The 3,245-nt window shown below is 63.8% G+C and carries 2 rRNA genes; both read left to right on the forward strand.

The annotated features are described in order from the left end of the window. Positions 1–221: 221 nt before the first annotated feature. Positions 222–2,983 (forward strand): 23S ribosomal RNA (locus AC5JL3_RS32150). Positions 2,984–3,129: 146 nt separating this feature from the next. Further along, positions 3,130–3,238: ribosomal RNA gene (gene rrf, locus AC5JL3_RS32155) — 5S ribosomal RNA — on the forward strand. Positions 3,239–3,245 lie beyond the last annotated feature (7 nt).

Below are 3,245 nucleotides of genomic sequence, written 5' to 3' on the forward strand. Positions count from 1 at the left end.
GGCGCGGCGTCGGCCCGGGGTGACCCGGGGCGGTGGCGTGCGGGGCGGGCCCGGGGCCGGACGCGAGTGAAGTGTGTATCTGGGCAGTGGTGATGGTGACCGAGGCCTTGGGAGCGGAAGCTCATCCGCCCGACGCCGGCCGCTGGGAGGTCGGTGTGTCGTGGCGAGTGGAAGACGCCGCCCCCATCCTTGCCGGGAGAGCCCGGGGGTGGGGGCGGTGCGGCCAAGCTAGTAAGGGCGTGTGGGGGATGTCTTGGCGCCGGGAGGCTCAAGGGCGCGGCAGGCTGCGAAAAGCCCGGGGGAGCTGTCAAGCGAGCTCTGATCCCGGGGTACCCGAGCCAACGGGGGGAACTGAAACATCTCAGTACCCCTAGGAAGAGAAAGAAACCTCGATTCCGTCAGTAGCGGCGAGCGAACGCGGACGAGCCCAAACCGGGGGGGCGACCCCCCGGGGTTGTAGGACCACCAGTAGGACTCTGACCGCAAGCGGAACGGCGTGGAACCGCCGGCCGGAGAGGGTGAAAGCCCCGTACGCGAAAGCGGGAGGAGCCGGGTGGGATCCTGAGTACGACCCAACACGTGGAAGTGGGTCCGAATCCGCGGGGACCATCCCGCAAGGCTAAATACTCCCCGGCGACCGATAGCGTAGAGTAGCGCGAGCGAACGATGGGAAGAACCCCGAGAGGGGAGGACAGTGAACCTGAAACCACACGCCTACAAGCGGTAGGAGGGCTACGCCCGCGAGGGCAGGCCTGACTGCGTGCCTTTTGCATAATGATCCGGCGACTTGCCGTCGGCGGCAGGGTTAAGGGCTTTTGGCCCGCAGCCGCAGGGAAACCGAGTCCCAACGGGGCGTTGGGTCGTCGGCGGCAGACGCGAAACCACGTGACCGACGCCCGGCCAGGACGAAGGTGGGGTAACACCCACTGGACGGCCGAACCCACGAGTGTTGAAAAACTCGGGGATGAGCCGGGCGGGGGAGTGAAAGTCTAATCAAACGTGGAGATAGCTCGTTCTCTCCGAAATAACTTTAGGGTTAGCGTCGGGCTAGTTGGCAGGGGGGGTAGAGCGACTGATTCCGAACGGGGGCCTACCCGGCTACCCGTCGGAGCCAAACTCCGAATACCCCTGTACAAGGCCCGGCAGCTAGGCGACGGGGGACAATCTCCGCCGCCGAGAGGGGAACAGCCCGGACCGCCCGCTAAGGCCCCCGAGTGACGCTCAGTGCGAAAGGAGGTCGAACCCCCGAGACAGCCGGGATGTTGGCTTAGAAGCAGCCACCATTTAAAAAGTGCGTAATAGCTTACCGGTCGAGGGGTTCCGCGCCGATAATGAACGGGACTCAAGCGTCACGCCGAAGCGGCGGGTGTGTAGCGATACACGCGGTAGGAGAGCGTTGCGTGTGCGGCGAAGCGGTACGGACGACGGGCCGTGGAGCGCACGCAAGTGACTATGCCGGAACGAGTAGACGATAAGACGGGTGAGAATCCCGTCCGCCGTAAGCCTAAGGGTTCCTGGGGAAGGTAAATCCGCCCAGGGTCAGCCGGTGCCTAACGCGAGGCCGAGAGGCGTAGCGGACGGGGAACAGGTTAATACTCCTGTGCTCCCGGCAGTGTAAACCCGGTGGGGAAAGGGTGTAGGCTTACCAGATTGCCTCAGGGCGACTAAGACCCCGATATCCCGGACCCCGCCGGCAAGAAGTTGCTGCCGGAAACCGTACCAAAACCGACACAGGTAGGCGGGATGAGTATTCCAAGGCGCTCGAGAGAACTCTCGTGAAGGAACTCTGCAAATTGGCCCCGTAACTTCGGGATAAGGGGCGCTGGCGCGAGCCAGCCGCAGCGAAAAGGGTCTAGCGACTGTTTACTAAAAACACAGGTCTGTGCGAAGGCGTGAGCCGCGGTATACAGACTGACGCCTGCCCGGTGCCGGTAAGTTAAGGAAGGGGGTCAGCCGCAAGGCGAAGCCCGCGACTGAAGCTCCGGTAAACGGCGGCCGTAACTATGACGGTCCTAAGGTAGCGAAGTTCCTTGTCGGGTAAGTTCCGACCTGCATGAATGGCGTAACGACTGGACCACTGTCTCCACGAGAGACTCGGTGAAACTGTAGTGGTCGTGAAGATGCGACCTACCCGCAGCTAGACGGAAAGACCCCGTGAACCTTAACTGCAGCTTGGTATTGGGTTTAGGCCCGGCATGCGTAGCGTAGGTGGGAGGCCGTGAACCCCGACTCTCGGGTCGGGGGGAGCCGTCGATGAAACACCACCCTTGCCGTGCTTGAATTCTAACCCGGACTCGTGAACCCGAGCCGGGGACCGTGCTAAGTGGGCAGTTTGATTGGGGCGATCTCCTCCCAAACGGTAACGGAGGAGCCCAACGGTCCCCTCAGCCCGGTCGGCAATCGGGCACCGAGCGTAAACGTAGAAGGGGGCTTGACTGCGAGCCCGATGGGGCGAGCAGGTGCGAAAGCAGGGGTTAGTGATCCGGCGGTCCCGGATGGAAGGGCCGTCGCTCAACAGATAAAAGGTACTCCGGGGATAACAGGCTTATCTCCTCTGAGCGTTCATAGCGGCGAGGAGGTTTGGCACCTCGATGTCGGCTCATCGCATCCTGGGGGTGGAGAAGCTCCCAAGGGTTCGGCTGTTCGCCGATGAAAGCGGTACGTGAGCTGGGTTTAGACCGTCGTGAGACAGGTCGGTCCCTATCTGCTGCGGGCGGACGAGACTCGCGGGGCTTCCTCCCTAGTACGAGAGGACTGGGAGGGACGCACCCCTGGTGTGCCGGTTGTGACGCTAGTCGCACCGCCGGGTAGCCACGTGCGGAACGGATAAACGCTGAAGGCATATAAGCGTGAAACTCCCCCCTAGATCAGGTCTCGCCTCGAAAGACGAAGGCTCCCGGGAGACGACCGGGTCGATAGGCCGGACGTACAAGCGTGGCGACACGCTCAGCCGACCGGTACTAACAGCCGACCGTTTGGCCGCACCGCCCCTCCCCCCGTGACCCGGGGGTTCGGGCCTCGGTCGACCGGACACTGGACGGACACACACACCGCGTTCCTCGCACACTGCGTGCCCCCGTACACCGCGGGGGGGCCGGCCCGGTAGGGCCGCCCCCCCGCACCCGAACTGCCGGTGACCATGCCCGGGTGGACACTCCCGTTCCCATCCCGAACACGGCCGATAAGCACCCGGGGCCGATGGTAGTGCGTCCAGCGCGAGAGTAGGTCATCGCCGGCACAACCTA

This window comes from Symplocastrum torsivum (assembly GCF_059505465.1).